Genomic DNA, 12,475 nt, shown 5'->3' with positions numbered 1-12,475 from the left:
CCGATACCCGCAGTGTACAGTAGAAACACATTACCCAATATCAATATTCCAACCCATTCGCGGAGGAACTATGTCGACAGCACTTTCTCTTCACACCAACGACCTGCAATCGCTGAATGCTGAGGTACTTGTTCTCGGTGTCTTTTCGGGAGAAGACGGACCTTACCTAGCCTCAAATTCACTTCCTGATGATTCGGCGCAGAGCATCAATAAACTTCTGGAGTCTCTAGGTGCCACAGGTGCTCTCGACCAAATACTTCGCCTCCCCGGCGTAGAAGGGGCATCGTCCGACATCATCGCTCTCATCGGTTTAGGCTCAGACACCACAATTGACCAGGAGCGCCTAGATGCCCTTCGCTTCGCTGCTGGCTCGGCAACCCGTCAGCTTTTAGGAACTGCACATATCGCGCTCGACTTCGGTAGTACCTCACGCGACGAAATTGAAGCTGTAGCTCACGGTGCCGTTCTCGGATCATTCTCCGAAGAAGGAGTACGCAGCAAAACTGCAGATTCTGTTCGAGACGAAGCGGAGTCCATCACCATTGTGGCAAAAGCCGATGCCAGCGAAGCCGAGCCCGCCCTTGTGCGCGCCGTTATTCTGGGCGAAGCTGCCAAGGATGCGCGCCGCCTCGTCAATATGCCCCCTTCACACCTGTACCCGGATTCTTTTGCAAATCTCGCCACAGAGCTTGTCAAAGATTATTCAGATGTCAGCATTGAAGTCTACCCTTATGACCGTTTGCTCAAGGAAGGTTTTGGAGGCATCGCAGGAGTCGGTCAAGGCTCCCCGCGGAAGCCCGCACTCGCCGTTGTTAAGTACACCCCCGAGAGCCCTTCTGCACATGTGGCTCTCGTTGGCAAAGGGATTACTTTTGATACCGGTGGAAACTCCCTAAAACCTGCGGCATCTATGATGACGATGAAATGCGACATGGCAGGTGCAGCATCGGTTCTGCACGCAGTTCTTGCGGCGTCCGAGCTGGAAATTCCGGTTGAGGTCACCGGATACCTTTGCCTCGCTGAGAATATGCCCGGCGGTGCTTCCCTGCGCCCCGAAGACATCATCACTATTCGTGACGGCCGCACGGTTGAAGTTCTCAATACCGACGCTGAAGGCCGCCTAGTCATGGCGGATGGTATTGCTCTTGCATCCGAATCAAACCCTACCGTAATCCTGGATATTGCAACGCTCACGGGTGCAGCTATGGCGGCGCTGGGATTGCGTACCGCCGCACTTATGGGTGATGAGGATATTCGCGACCGTGTACAACAGGCAGGGGCAAAATCCGGTGAGGCATACTGGCAAATACCACTCGAATCATATCTGCGTGCCTCTATGAATTCCCCAGTAGCTGATATTAAAAATATGGGTTCGCGCTACGGTTCCATGATGATCGCAGGGCTCTTCCTGCAAGAATTTGTAGGTGAAGGCATTCCCTGGGCACATCTCGATATTGCTGGTCCTGCCTTTAACGAAGAAGGTGCTTATGGGTTCACCCCTAAGGAAGGTACCGGTTTTGGCACCGCGACCCTGGTGAATTTCATCGAATCGTACGCACGGTAAAGGAAATATCCGCCTTATATTGGGGTCCCTAGACTGACGGTCTCAGGGCCCCGATACTGCTCTTCTTCTACGTGCAAAATCTCACATCATAAATTCCAGGATGGTTACGCTCTTCAAAAAATTTGCACAGTTTGTGCGATTATTGCCCCAAATTAGCGTCAGGTGAACTTAAAGGGCCTAAAACAGGGGTATTGTTGTAGTGAGTGTTTTTCTGCTCTCTCATAGATGCGCGCCCTCACGCAAACCGGAAGGTGCGGGTCTGCTGTTTGACAGAAAAGCAATATAGATAAAGAACGCATTGCACCGGGGTTACAGCCCCACAATCTATGCAAGGGAGCAACATCGTGGCTCAAGAATTCGACATCCTCATCCTTGGCGGCGGTTCCGCTGGTTACTCTGCCGCTCTGCGCGCGCGCCAGCTGGGTTTTACCGTTGGCCTCGTTGAAAAGGAAAAAGTAGGCGGCACCTGCCTGCACACCGGTTGTATTCCGACGAAGGCATACCTACACGCCGCAGAATTGGCGGAGGACGCTCGTGAAGCCTCTAAAGTAGGCGTAAACGCCACCCTAGAGTCCATCGAAATGGGTAAGGTACGCGATTACAAAGATGGTATTGTCGCGGGTAAATTCAAGGGTCTCTCCGGTCTTTTGAAGATGAAGGGCGTAGAGGTTATCGCTGGTGAAGGCAAGCTGACCGCTCAAGATACCGTGACCGTCAACGGTACGGATTACAAGGGCAAGAATATTATTCTTGCTTCCGGCTCTATTTCTAAGACTTTTGGCCTGCCTATTGAAGGTCGAGTTCTGACCTCCACCGAGGCTCTTGAAATGGACTACCTGCCGAAGAGCGCTATCGTTCTCGGAGGCGGCGTCATTGGCTGTGAGTTTGCCTCCATGTGGAAAGCTATGGGCGTAGACGTCACTATTATCGAGGGTTTGCCCAACCTCGTTCCGAACGAAGATCCCGCCATCATCAAGGTCCTTGAGCGTGCCTTCAAGAAGCGCGGCATCAAGTTCAATACTGGTACTTTCTTTGAGAAGGTTGAGCAGGACGCTAACGGTGCAAAGGTAACCCTGGCAGACGGTAAGGTATTTGAGGCCGACATCGTGCTCGTTGCTGTTGGCCGTGGCCCCAACACTGCAAATATGGGTTACGAAGAGCAAGGTATCCCCATGGATCGTGGCTTCGTGCTTGCTAACGAGCGCCTGCACACCGGTGTTGGAAATATCTATGCTGTGGGTGACATTGTTCCTGGCGTTCAGCTTGCACACCGTGGTTACCAGCAGGGCATCTTTGTTGCCGAAGAAATTGCTGGTTTGAACCCCACCGTTGTCCCCGATGTTAATATTCCGAAGGTGACCTTTTGCGATCCTGAGATTGCTTCTGTGGGTTACTCCGAGCCGAAAGCGAAGGAGAAATTCGGTGAGGACAATGTTGAAGTTGCCGAATACAACCTAGCTGGCAATGGCAAGTCCTCAATTTTGGGTGCTTCCGGCATCGTCAAGGTCGTGCGTGAAAAGGACGGTCCGATCGTAGGCGTTCATGCTATCGGTAAGCGTATGGGCGAGCAGATCGGCGAAGCTCAGATGTGGGTTGATTGGGAAGCATTCCCCGAGGATGTTGCTAAGTTTATCCACGCTCATCCGACTCAGAATGAGTCTTTGGGTGAGGCTGCCATGGCTCTGAACGGTACCCCGCTACACGGCTAATTATCGCCTTATCAAATTATGGGTATGTCACAATAGACTGAGATGCCCTATCACCAGGGCAGAGAGTTACCCCGTGTTTTGTTATCACACGAAAATTATGCGCGGGTGGCCTTGCCCAGTAAAAGTTTTTCTAGTTCAAGCATTCACAAGGAGAATGGGAAGAGATATGTCCCACACCGTAGAATTGCCCGCATTGGGCGAATCCGTGACCGAAGGCACCGTGACCCGCTGGCTTGTAGCTGTCGGCGACACTGTAGCTGTGGACGATCCTATTGTCGAGGTTTCTACCGATAAGGTCGACACCGAGATCCCCTCGCCCGTAGCAGGCGTTGTTGAGCAGATCTTGGTGGAAGAAGACGAAGATATTGAGGTTGGCGCTGCTCTCGTTGTCATTGGCGATGGTTCCAGTGCTCCCGCAGCTGCACCTGCCGCGCCCGCTGCTGAGGCTCCTGCAGCATCCGCCCCTGCCGCTCCTGAGGCACCCGCAGCTGCTGCGGCGCCCGCTGCTGGCTCTGTATCCGGTCAGGAAGTAACTCTTCCCGCATTGGGCGAGTCCGTCACTGAGGGTACCGTGACCCGCTGGCTGAAGGAAGTCGGCGAGCAGGTCGAGGTTGACGAACCTCTCGTAGAGGTTTCTACCGATAAGGTCGATACCGAGATTCCTTCGCCCGTGGCAGGTACCCTGCTCGAAATTCGGATTCCAGAAGACGAGGAAGCAGAGGTCGGCCAGGTTCTCGCCATCATTGGTGATTCTTCCGCCGCAGCTGCTCCTGCTGCACCGGCTCCTGCAACTCCCGCTGCGCCTGCAGCTCCTGCTTCTGCACCCGACACCCCCGCTCCCCCGGCGGCTCCCGCCGCCGATGGCGAAGCATACGTAACCCCGCTGGTTCGTAAGCTCGCCAAAGACAATGGTATTGACCTGTCCACTGTGAAGGGCACCGGCGTAGGCGGTCGTATCCGCAAGCAGGATGTTCAGGCAGCTATTGCCGCTAAGGGCTCGACTGCTCCTGCTGCTGCCGCTGCATCGGCAGCTCCCGCCGCAGACGGTGCTCCCAAGGCAGCACATACCTTCGAAGTTTCGCCCAAGCGTGGTACCGTCGAAAAGACCGCACGCATTCGCCAGGTTATTGCAAAACGTATGCGTGAGTCCCTTGATATTTCCACTCAGCTGACTCAGGTTACCGAAGTGGATATGACTCGTGTGGCACAGCTGCGTGCCAAGGCTAAGGACGGCTTCCTCGCTCGCGAGGGCGCAAAGCTGACCTTCCTGCCTTTCTTCGCACAGGCTGTTACCGAGGCTCTGCAGCAGCACCCCGCACTGAACGCTTCCATGACCGAGGACCTGAAGCAGATTACCTACCCCGACTCCGAGAACGTCGCGATCGCTGTAGATACCCCCAAGGGTCTGCTCGTTCCCGTTATCAAGAACGCATCGGATCTCGGCATCGCTGGCTTGGCTAAGGCAATTGGCGACTTGGGCGGACGTGCACGCACCGGCGACATTGCTCCCGAAGAGCTGACCGGCTCCACCTTTACCATCACCAACATCGGTTCCTTTGGGGCTCTGTTTGATACCCCGATTATCAATCAGCCGAACGTGGCGATCTTGGGTACCGGCTCCATCGTGAAGCGCCCCATGGTGGTTAAGGACGTTGATGGCAACGATTCAATTGCGATTCGCTCCATGTGCTACCTCTCCCTCACCTACGATCACCGCGTGGTCGATGGTGCGGATGCAGGTCGCTTCCTGTACACCCTCAAGACTCGCCTGGAAGAGGCAAACTTTGAGGCTGAGCTCGGTCTCTAAAGGGGTCCTGGCATGATGTAGCATCGTGTTTCAAGGGGTGTGTTGGCGTATAAGCCAACGCACCCCTTTTTTTTTATTTTTTATTCTCCGTCGTTATGCCGAGTTTTTATTAAAGTAGACATTATAGTGACAGAGTGTCAGAATATTAGCTATGTTTCTTCTCAACAACGTTCTTGTGTTTTTGCACATCATAGGTGCCGCGATTATTATTGGGCTCTGGATTGCTCATTTTCGCACACCTAAAGTTCTGCCCGGGCAGTTTCACGCATCGCTTCTGATGCTCGTAACAGGCCTACTCCTGGTAGGAATTGCTGAGGTTACCGGCAGCCCTAACCACATTAAGATTGCGGTCAAAATTCTTATTGCATTGGGCATCGCTATTGCCGCATTCATCGGTCAACGCAAGTACAAGGCGGGAGAACCAATTTCAACAGGCTTGGCGCATGCAGTGGGCGGTCTTGCCGTCATTAATGTTGCCGTTGCCACCATCTGGCACTAAACAGCTCTTCACTTCGGCAGAATGCTCTTGCCCATGTTCCCGGTAGTTTTTATAGACCTACCGGGGATATATTTTTAAGAGCTACACGCTTGAACTCGCAGCCGCCTCATCTATATGCAGCTCTCCCCTGGTGGTTATTTTATTCACGGCTCACGGACGACCGTAGGCTGCGCATCGGGCTCGTTGGGTGTTTCATCCGTGACTGGTGTTGCCGTGACAATACGCCATACCCCCTCGTCGCGATGCAGCTCAAAGATAACTGTCTGCACCGGCACGCCGTCCACAAGGTGAACACCGGATTCTTTCTGCTCCGCATCCGTTGGGGCGTATCCGGGCGACTCTACTTCTGCGGTTATTCCTAAAGAGTCAGAGTCTCTATGCAGAATACGGGTCAATGAGCGCAGTTTCAGCGTCGCCGCCCCCTGGGAGCTCAACGACTGATTGCGCTCCTCTATAACCTGAGTGAGAATAGCCTGCTCATCCTGCGGAGTACTCACAACGGCAGGCTGAGTAGCGTGAGACTCGTGATGATGCATAGCTTCCGGAACCCAGATTGCCCCGGCTATTGCTCCAGCTCCTAAGATTATGAGACTCCCAACCCCCAGAATCACGAGTTTGCGGGTCGTAAAATTACGAGCCTTTGAATGTCCACGGCTATGCCCAACTTTGAGAGTACTCTTCCCTATAAGTTTTTGAGCGTTCTGATGTCTAACCTTGGGCAGGGTCTTAGTGCTTTTAACGGTATTCGGTTCTCGCGAAGCAACAGGGAGTTTAGACCGTACTGACTCAGGCGCGCTGGTATAAGCGTTGAGAGGCTGCGTCTGGAATGCGCTGAATGCGTCAAGAACCTCCTGTGCAGTGGCCTTAGGATCATCAAGCAGACGCTCAAGCTCGGTTCCCAATGTCTGCGGTACATCGGCAAGGAGCGGCAGCGGAATGCGTTGATGAGTCTGCCGAGGCGACTCTCCGGTGAGCGCATACCACAGAAGAGCCACAAAATCATGAACTCCGACATGTTCATGTTCATCCGGCTGGCGTTTACTCGCTTTGACAGAACTGGGCAGACAAAGAAACTCGGGGAGTCCAGCAACGGTTACCATCACGTGCTGAGGCTCTAGATGCTCAGGATAGATATGCGCCGCATGTAAGCTCTTGAGACCCCATCCTATGTGGTGTGCCAAGGTCGCAACCTCGGCGAGCGGTAAGGTTCCACGTGCCTGCACAAGGGATTCGAGTGATCCTGCCTCAACCGGTTCGTACCAATAATAAGTTCCTGTCTCTGTGCCAGACGACTGCCTTTCGTCCCGCGTTACGGCTAGTACAGTGGCGACACCGGGTAAGGGCGGTAAACCGCAAAGTTTTTTGATCTGGTGCGATGGTATTTGCTGAGAATCATGACTTATCGCAAGGGTGTAAAGCCCCGGGGCTAATTGTTTGGGAAGTATACGATTCTTAACCGATGAATCTCTATTTGCATGTATCTTAACTGTCCAAATACTCAGGTTTGGTTCTTCGTGAAGATTTTCAAGGTATGTGATGCTATCGGTGTTCATAACTCTAGATGTACCGGATTTTAGAAAAGCACCGTGAAAGTTATCCACAGGAACAAGGTTTTTAGCGATTTTCATGCTGTATAACGCGTTTCTGCTCGCCTTCTGCCTTGTTTATGACGTCATAATCTGTCACACAAAGTACGAGTTGTTTTCCTAGAGCGATGCTGCGGTCCAGAGCACGTGTAATCAGGAAGCCCTAATTTTTATCGTGGTCGTTCCGGTACTAAGGTAGAAGCTATGTCCGTAATACTTGAACGTGTGGGGTTTGCCCCTGACTATGTGAATTATGTTGAGAGCCTTGATATGCAATCTCGCCTTCATGCAGAGGTAGCGGCACGCGCTCGGCAAAACACTATTCTTCTGCTCGAACATGAGCCCGTGATTACGGCTGGCAAGCGCACTGAAGATCATGAGTACCCCACAGACCGTTCAACTCCAGTCGTGAAAATTGACCGCGGCGGAAAACTTACGTGGCATGGTCCCGGCCAGCTGACGGGGTATCCCATTCTGAAACTTCCTGAGCCTCTTGATGTAGTAGCGTATGTGCGCCTCCTAGAAGAAATTATTATGAATGTGCTCGCTCAGCTTGGCATCAAAGGCGAACGAGTGCAAGGGCGCAGTGGCGTATGGATTCTAGGCGATGGTATTACACCGGATAAGAAAATCGCCGCTATTGGGATTCGCGTTTCAAAGCAAACCACAATGCACGGGTTCGCCATTAACTGCTGCAATGAGACCGCGCCGTTCATGCAGTTCATTCCCTGCGGTATTACGGATGCTGGCGTCACAACAATCTCAGAGCAGCTCGGTCGTACAGTAACCCCGGCAGATATTCTAGAGACCCTTGAGCGTGAGCTTATTAAGTATCAGGATCGTTTGGCAATGCCTTTTGAGCCCCTTGTTCCGCAGGAGCACAAGGTGGCACACGAGACGGCTGCGTAGCCACAAGACTCAAGTATTTCACCTTGTCAGTGCTGCTTATCGATATTCGGCGGGTAATCCGAATAGAGATTTGTGTGCGTAAACAAGACTTAAAGACAAATAAACCATAATCCACGCCACAGTGTTTTTCGCCTGCATGATGCGGGCGTAAAATAGGTTTCAGCCCGTTTTAAACCGAGGGCGCATCCAGTTAGAAGGAGCAACACACATGAGCATTAAGCCTGAAGGCCGCAAGCTGCTGCGCGTCGAGGCTCGCAATGCTGAGGTTCCCATCGAGAAGAAGCCTCACTGGATTAAGACCAAAGCCGTTGTGGGGCCTGAATACAATGAAATGAAGGAACTGGCCCGGGGCCAGGGGCTTCATACAGTGTGTGAGGAAGCTGGCTGTCCTAATATCTACGAGTGTTGGGAAGACCGCGAGGCAACCTACCTTATTGGCGGTTCCGAATGCACTCGCCGCTGCGATTTCTGCAATATTGCGACTGGTAAACCTGCTGCAGTTGATTACGCTGAGCCCTTCAAAGTCGCTAAAAATGTTAAGGTTATGGGTTTGCGTTATGCCACGGTGACCGGTGTGGCACGTGACGATCTTGAAGACGGCGGTGCCTGGCTCTACGCAGAGACTACACGTCAGATTCACAAGATGTGCCCCAATACCGGTGTTGAGATGCTGATCCCTGATTTCAAGGGTAAGCCAGAGCATGTGCAGAAAGTCATTGATGCACGTCCAGAGGTTTTTGCGCACAACTTAGAGACTGTGCCGCGTATCTTTAAGCAGATCCGCCCGGCATTCCGTTATGAGCGATCACTCGATGTGATCACCCAGGGTAAAGAGGCTGGCATGGTCACGAAGTCCAACCTGATTCTGGGTATGGGTGAAACTAACGATGAGATTTACGAGGCGCTCTGCGATCTGTACGACGCCGGATGCGATATTATCACCCTGACTCAGTATCTGCGCCCCGGTCCCCTTTTCCATCCCATTGAGCGTTGGGTGAAGCCCGCCGAATTCCTGGAGTTCTCAGCTATGGCAGAATCCATCGGTTTTGCTGGCGTTATGGCTGGTCCGATGGTTCGGTCCTCATATCGTGCCGGTCGTCTGTGGGCACGCGCGATGAAGAAGAACGGCTATGAGATTCCAGAAAACCTTGCGCATATCGAAGATGGTGGTGCGGCTTTGCAAGAGGCTTCTTCCCTCGTCGCAGCGGGTTTCTAGAATAGTTCAGTCCGCAGAGACATAGATTTAGAAGGTTCCCCGGCTCGTTTCTTCCTAAAGATTACAAACCGGGGGACTTTGACTTTGTTTACCCAAAAAAATGAGTGGCCAAGCGCCAAACCTTAGGCGCATCTGCAGGGTTTGGCTGTTGGGTGAGTTTTTCCTTAGGAGAATGCACGGGCATCCAGGTCAAGAACAATCTAAGATAGAATAAATACTGCAGTCTTATACTGCATTTTCCTACCCGTTGTCCAGAGGAAGCACCGTGGCAGAAAAGCGCGAAGAGAAGAAAAAGCAGAAGAAAGATAAATCTCCGGGTACGTTTGCCCAGATGAAGCAGGTCTACCAGATGACCAAAAAATCTGACCCGAATATCGGGTGGATTCTGCTTCTTGCAGTGGTCGTTACCCTGCTTGTTTTTGTCCTGATCGGCGCGTTACTCAACAACATCATCACTTTTATTATTCTTGGTCTTGCGGTTGGCGTTCTTGCCGCCATGATTATTCTGGGTCGTCGCGCGCAAAAAGCAGCATTCACGCAGATCGAAGGACAACCTGGGCGTGCGGGTGCCGCCATGAACTCCGTGCGCCGTGGCTGGATTGTGGAAGAGCAGCCTGTAGCTGCGAACCGCAATCAGGATCTTGTTTTTCGTGGTCTCGGTAAGCCGGGGATTGTGCTGGTAACCGAGGGCCCGTCATCTCGTGTGCAGAACCTTGTGAAAAATGAGAAGAAACATCTTAACCGCGTAGTTCCTGGTGTTCCCGTACACGTGATTGAGACCGGTCACGACGAAAATCAGGTTGAGTTGAAAGATGTCGTCAAGACTATGAACAAGCTGCCTAAAGCCCTGACTCAGCAAGAAGTTCAGGGAGTTTCTAATCGTCTTAGTACCCTCAACCATGTGCGTAACCCCATGAACAGCATTCCAAAGGGTATAGACCCGAACCGTGTGCGGCCCGATCGTCGCGCAATGCGTGGGCGTTAAGAAACGGTACATCCTATGGTTGAGCCCCGACATCATGGTGAGGTCGGGGCTCAGCTTTTCTGTCTAATACCCGGAAAACAATATAAGCTCTCCGGCAATACAGTTCGCATCTAGCGGATGCGCACAAGTATAGTTCCTGCCGCGCGATCGTGAAGACCGCGTGAATTCGCATCTAAAATTACGGTGGGCAACACTAGCATGGTCAGCACAGCTCGGATAAGGGCTCGCTTCCAACCAGCGGGCCTGCCATCTAGAGTTTGCACCTGGACTCCAACCAGAAAATGCCCCAGAGTGTGCCCCATAAATCCCACGAGTACGATCAGGTACAGCAGAAAAATTCCTAGTGTCGTTAGACCATGTATTTGTACATTTTGGCCTCCGACTAGCAGAAACGCAAGACCCAAGCATAGATACCAATCTATGATGAAACCTAGGAGGCGGCGCATTGGACGGGCTATAGCACCAGGTCCTGTTTCTGGTCTCCCCATGATCTCTCCGGGGTATTTTTGGTTACTGGGCGCGCCATTGATCCACGACCCAAGATCGTCACGTTCAATCATGGCTTCTATTATCCTGTATCTCTTTCCTAAACGTACGCCACCCTACCACATCTGCAACTTTGTAACACTACCGAAACATAATAGACACGACAGAGCAAAAAATACCCCCTATGCTAGATAGTGGTGCACAACTCATAAACTGGGCGCCACACCAGACACCAAGGACAAAACACCACGAGGAGCAGTCCGTATGTTTACCAGTCCCCAAGAAGTTCTCGATTTTATTAAGAGCGACGAAATTGTCTTCGTCGACATTCGATTCACCGATATGCCCGGGGTGCAGCAGCACTTTAACCTTCCGGCGAAGGCGATCGACGAGGATTTCTTCGTCAACGGTCAGCTTTTCGATGGCTCGTCTATTCGTGGTTTCCAGGGCATTGCCGAGTCTGATATGCAGCTTATTCCTGATGTTAAGTCGGCGTATGTTGATCCTTTCCGTCTTGAAAAAACCCTTGTTATTATCTGCTCTATCGTGAATCCCCGCACCGGTGAGCCCTACCACCGTGACCCTCGCGGTGTAGCCGAACGCGCTGAAGCATACTTGCAGTCCACAGGCGTTGCCGATACCGCGTTCTTTGCTTCTGAAGCCGAGTTCTTCGTCTTTGAGGATGTCCGTTACCAGGTAGAGCCCAATTCCGTGTTCTATAAAATCGATTCCGATGAAGCATATTGGAACACCGGCCGCAAGGAAGAAGGCGGAAATCTTGGTAATAAGACCCCTATCAAGGGCGGTTATTTCCCGGTCTCCCCTGTCGATAAGCAAGCCGATCTACGTGATGCTATGTGCGTAGCGATGGATCAGGTTGGGCTCGAAGTTGAGCGCAGCCATCACGAGGTCGGTTCCCCTGGACAGGCAGAGATCAACTACAAGTTCTCAACCCTCACCAATGCCGCCGACGACCTGTTGAAGTTTAAGTACGTTATCAAGAACACCGCCGATGAGTGGGGCAAGTCGGTGACTTTCATGCCGAAACCTGTCTTCGGCGATAACGGTTCGGGGATGCATTGCCACCAGTCACTGTGGTTAGGCGGCGAGCCACTCTTTTACGATGAGCGTGGGTACGCAAATCTCTCCGATATCGCTCGCTGGTACATCGGCGGTCTGATTGAGCATTCCTCCGCTGTGTTGGCGTTTACCAACCCGACCGTTAACTCTTACAAGCGCCTTGTGCCTGGCTACGAGGCCCCCGTAAATATGGTGTACTCGCAGGGTAACCGCTCTGCCGGTATTCGCATTCCGATTACTGGCGCCAATCCGAAAGCTAAGCGCCTGGAGTTCCGTGCCCCTGACCCCTCATGTAACCCCTATTTCGCGTTCTCGGCACAGCTTATGGCCGGTTTGGATGGTATTCGCAACCGTATTGAGCCACCAGCACCGATCGACAAGGATCTATACGAGCTGCCCGCCGAAGAGGCCAAGGATATCAAGAAGGCCCCCGCTAACCTTGAGGAAGCGCTGGCCGCGCTTGAGGCAGACCACGACTTCCTGCTCGAAGGCGGCGTATTCACCGAGGATCTTATTCAGGCGTGGATCGATTACAAGCGCACCAATGAGCTTGAACCGCTCTCATTGATTCCGCATCCACTGGAATACCAGCTGTACTACGGTGTCTAACCGTTAGTTGCAGAAGTTAGAATGC

9 protein-coding genes and 1 pseudogene are annotated in these 12,475 nt (G+C 52.5%); 8 read left to right on the top strand and 2 right to left on the bottom strand.

Annotated features, from left to right (window positions below; all coding sequences use genetic code 11):
- Positions 1-70 precede the first annotated feature (70 nt).
- The 4 genes from HMPREF2981_RS07540 to HMPREF2981_RS07525 all read left to right on the top strand — a co-directional run bounded on the left by HMPREF2981_RS07540 (position 71) and on the right by HMPREF2981_RS07525 (position 5,579).
- Positions 71-1,564, top strand: coding sequence for a leucyl aminopeptidase (locus HMPREF2981_RS07540; RefSeq protein ID WP_070662057.1), 1,494 nt, complete (start codon positions 71-73; stop codon positions 1,562-1,564).
- A gap of 326 nt (positions 1,565-1,890) precedes the next feature.
- Positions 1,891-3,273: a dihydrolipoyl dehydrogenase gene (lpdA, locus tag HMPREF2981_RS07535; RefSeq protein ID WP_004004973.1), complete on the top strand. Its 1,383-nt coding sequence runs from the start codon at positions 1,891-1,893 to the stop codon at positions 3,271-3,273.
- 166 nt (positions 3,274-3,439) lie between these two features.
- Positions 3,440-5,080 (top strand): 2-oxoglutarate dehydrogenase, E2 component, dihydrolipoamide succinyltransferase, encoded by a 1,641-nt coding sequence (gene sucB, locus HMPREF2981_RS07530; protein ID WP_070662054.1) that lies wholly within the window; start codon positions 3,440-3,442, stop codon positions 5,078-5,080.
- Positions 5,081-5,231: 151 nt separating this feature from the next.
- Complete coding sequence (locus HMPREF2981_RS07525; RefSeq protein ID WP_070662051.1) at positions 5,232-5,579, top strand: hypothetical protein; 348 nt, start codon at positions 5,232-5,234, stop codon at positions 5,577-5,579.
- Between the two features lie 143 nt (positions 5,580-5,722).
- Here HMPREF2981_RS07525 and HMPREF2981_RS07520 read toward each other — a convergent pair whose 3' ends face one another.
- Positions 5,723-6,802 (bottom strand): serine/threonine-protein kinase, encoded by a 1,080-nt coding sequence (locus tag HMPREF2981_RS07520; RefSeq protein WP_246825386.1) that lies wholly within the window; start codon positions 6,800-6,802, stop codon positions 5,723-5,725.
- A gap of 564 nt (positions 6,803-7,366) precedes the next feature.
- Between HMPREF2981_RS07520 and lipB the strand changes: the two are divergent.
- The 3 genes and pseudogenes from lipB to HMPREF2981_RS07505 form a co-directional block, all read left to right on the top strand.
- Positions 7,367-8,074: pseudogene (lipB, locus tag HMPREF2981_RS07515) on the top strand (lipoyl(octanoyl) transferase LipB); the annotation flags it as partial.
- Between the two features lie 208 nt (positions 8,075-8,282).
- On the top strand, positions 8,283-9,290 hold the full coding sequence (lipA, locus tag HMPREF2981_RS07510; RefSeq protein WP_004004979.1) for a lipoyl synthase: 1,008 nt from the start codon (positions 8,283-8,285) through the stop codon (positions 9,288-9,290).
- A gap of 265 nt (positions 9,291-9,555) precedes the next feature.
- Positions 9,556-10,275 carry a DUF4191 domain-containing protein gene (locus HMPREF2981_RS07505; protein ID WP_048753778.1) on the top strand — a complete coding sequence of 240 codons (720 nt, stop codon included), beginning with the start codon at positions 9,556-9,558 and terminating at the stop codon, positions 10,273-10,275.
- Positions 10,276-10,385: 110 nt separating this feature from the next.
- Here the strand turns inward: HMPREF2981_RS07505 and HMPREF2981_RS07500 are convergent, their stop codons facing one another.
- Positions 10,386-10,835 (bottom strand): RDD family protein, encoded by a 450-nt coding sequence (locus tag HMPREF2981_RS07500; protein ID WP_004004982.1) that lies wholly within the window; start codon positions 10,833-10,835, stop codon positions 10,386-10,388.
- A gap of 190 nt (positions 10,836-11,025) precedes the next feature.
- On the opposite strand from HMPREF2981_RS07500, the gene glnA reads away from it, so the two are divergent.
- A complete protein-coding gene (gene glnA, locus HMPREF2981_RS07495; RefSeq protein WP_004004983.1) occupies positions 11,026-12,450 on the top strand; it encodes a type I glutamate--ammonia ligase in 1,425 nt (474 codons plus the stop codon).
- Positions 12,451-12,475 lie beyond the last annotated feature (25 nt).

The sequence above is a fragment of the Rothia sp. HMSC069C01 genome, assembly GCF_001814655.1.
GTDB classification, from domain to species: Bacteria; Actinomycetota; Actinomycetes; order Actinomycetales; family Micrococcaceae; genus Rothia; species Rothia dentocariosa.
The sequence above is the reverse complement of the archived record's forward strand: the minus strand, read 5'-3'. Positions and strand labels throughout refer to the sequence as shown.